General features: G+C 69.7%; 3 protein-coding genes. All 3 read right to left on the reverse strand.

Going from position 1 to position 2,314, the window contains the following annotated elements; all coding sequences use genetic code 11:
• Positions 1-20 precede the first annotated feature (20 nt).
• The gene (gene tilS / locus Q4I23_RS32180) at positions 21-1,058 is read right to left on the reverse strand and encodes a tRNA lysidine(34) synthetase TilS (RefSeq protein WP_498528934.1); all 1,038 of its coding nucleotides are present in this window, start codon (positions 1,056-1,058) and stop codon (positions 21-23) included.
• A gap of 8 nt (positions 1,059-1,066) precedes the next feature.
• On the reverse strand, positions 1,067-1,972 hold the full coding sequence (gene ybgF, locus Q4I23_RS32185) for a tol-pal system protein YbgF (RefSeq protein ID WP_498528935.1): 906 nt from the start codon (positions 1,970-1,972) through the stop codon (positions 1,067-1,069).
• 223 nt (positions 1,973-2,195) lie between these two features.
• The coding region (locus Q4I23_RS32190) for a hypothetical protein (RefSeq protein ID WP_498528936.1) at positions 2,196-2,314 on the reverse strand (119 nt) is incomplete at its 5' end.

A 2,314-nucleotide genomic window follows, 5' to 3' on the forward strand; every position in this document is an offset into this window, starting at 1 on the left:
GCGTATAATCGTCGGCCGCGTCAGATGTGTATAAGAGACAGGACCCCGACCGGCTCCCGCGCGATCACCAAATGCCCCTTCCGCGGCAGGATGCGGCAGCCGCCCAGCGTGCGTCCCCGGAAGCGTTCCCCCGCGATCTCGGCGAACAGGCGCTCCGCCGCCTCGTCCTTCGGCGGGTAGGCGGCGCCCCCCGTCGCGGCGATGCAGCGGACCAGCGCGCGCATGCCAAGCTCCTCCGGCGCTTCCAGCAGAGGCTTCGGATCCAGCCGCAGCCAGCCCTCCGGATGGACCTCCACGGACTCGGCCAGCAGGGCGGCGGTTCCCGATTCCAGCGCGTTGCGGGCCCGGGCGGCCCGGCGGGCGAGGTCGGCCAGACGCGGCGCGTCCAATCCCTCGGCGGCCAGCGCCTCCCCCGCCGCGCGCAGGCGGGCGCGGGCGAAGCGCGGGTTGCGGTTGGACGGGTCCTCGATCCACTCCTGACCGAAGGCGCGGCAGGTCGCCACCAGCCGCTCGTGAGGCAGGTCCAACAGCGGCCGGATCACCCGCACCGCCCCCGCAGCACGCACCGGCGCCATGCCGGCCAGCCCGTCGATTCCGGAGCCGCGGGCGAAGCGCAGCAGCACCGTCTCCGCCTGATCGTCACGGTGGTGGGCGAGCGCCAGATGAAGGATACCCTCGTCCCGACAGCGCTCGGCCAGCAGGCGGTGGCGCGCGGCGCGGGCCGCCTCCTGGATGCCGGTCGCCGGCTTCTCGCCGTCCCAGCGCAGAATGGCCTGGGCGACGCCACTGGCCTGGAGCCAGCCGCCCACCTGAGCGGCCTCCGCTGCGGATTCCGCGCGCAATCCATGATCGACGATCAGCGCAAGGACATCCCCGCCCCGCTCCGCCGCCCAACGCTGGGCGAGCAGAACCAGCCCGAAGCTGTCCGCCCCGCCGGACACGCCCACGGCCACGCGGGGCCGCGTCTCGAAGCCGCCCAGCCGGTCCATGCGGGCGGCGAACTCACCCGCAGAGATCGGCCCCGCGGAAATCGGCCCCGCCGGGTCGGACGCGTTCACCGCACCCGTCAGGCGCAGTTCAGACGACGGCGCTCGGTGTCGGCGCGGCGCTTCACGCTGGCCGATGCCTCCGGGAATTTGGTGATCAACTGGTTGAAGGCCGTGCAGGCGTCCTTCTTCTGGTTGAGCTGCTGCAGCGACATGCCGAGCTTCAGCAGATTGTCGGCCGCCTTGTTGTTCTTCGGATACTTTTGCACGCCCTCGGCGAAGGCGACGGCGGCGTCCTGGAACTTGTTGCGGACGTAGTAGGTCTCACCCAGCCAATACTGGGCGTTGCCGGCGAGCTGGTGGGACTTGTTCTTCGCCAGGAAATCGCTGAAGGCCTTTTCGGCCTTGTCATAGTCGGACTGGCGCAGCAGCTCGAAGGCGTGTTCGTACTGCTTCTCCGGGGTCGAGTTGGCGGGAAGCGGCGCCACGGCGGCGGTCTGCTTCTCCGCCGGCTTGTCAGCCGTCTTCTCAGGCGCCTTGGCGGCGCTGGAGGCCGTGGCCGGAGCCGCCGCGCTGGGCTTGGCCGGGCCGCCGAACGGGTCGCTGGCCGCCCCGCCGCCCTTGCTCTCCAGCTCCTTCAGGCGGAAATCGATGTCGCTGTTGACCCGCTCCAGCCGGTCCTTCATCTGCGAGATCTGATAGGTCGCCTCTTCATAGCGCCCGGTCAGCTCCGACAGGGCGCGCTCCAGCTTCTGCAGTCGCACTTCGAAATCGGCGGCCAGGGACGGCTGGATCTCGGCGGTCTGCCCCCGCGTGTAGGAGTTGCCCGGATAGGCCTGCGCCACCTCGACGCGGCCGCCCAGCGCCTCCACCCCCGACTCCAGCCGGTCCAGACGGTCCTGCAGCGAAGCCGTCTGCGCGAAGACGGAACCGCTGCACAGCAGGCCGCCAAGCAGCAGGGCGGCGAAAGAAGTGGTCTTGGTCATGCGTCGAGGGTCCTGTCCGGGCGGGAAAAGCCGTCGTTAAGAGGGTGCCGGCCCAAGCGGGCGAAACTATGGCGGCTGTTTACCAGAAGCGCGCGCCCCTTGCACGGTGGTGATTTGGAAATCTCCCGCGCGCCGGGCGCGTACCCGGAAGAGAACACAGAAAAAAGCCCCTTCCCGGCAATCCGGAAAGGGGCCCTTCTCGAAGGAAACTCCTGAAAGCGTCTTACGCCTTGAGGATGCCGCGTCCGGCGAAGCGGGCGGCGGTGCCGAGCATCTCCTCGATGCGGATCAGCTGGTTGTACTTGGCCAGCCGGTCGGAGCGCGACAGCGAGCCGGTCTTGA

Source organism: Azospirillum sp. UFLA03-27, from assembly GCF_059803775.1.

What these genes read in the sequence shown, in the direction of transcription:
- ybgF (WP_498528935.1), bottom strand. Translation starts at nt 1,972, where the DNA reads ATGACCAAGACCACTTCTTTCGCCGCCCTGCTGCTTGGCGGCCTGCTG.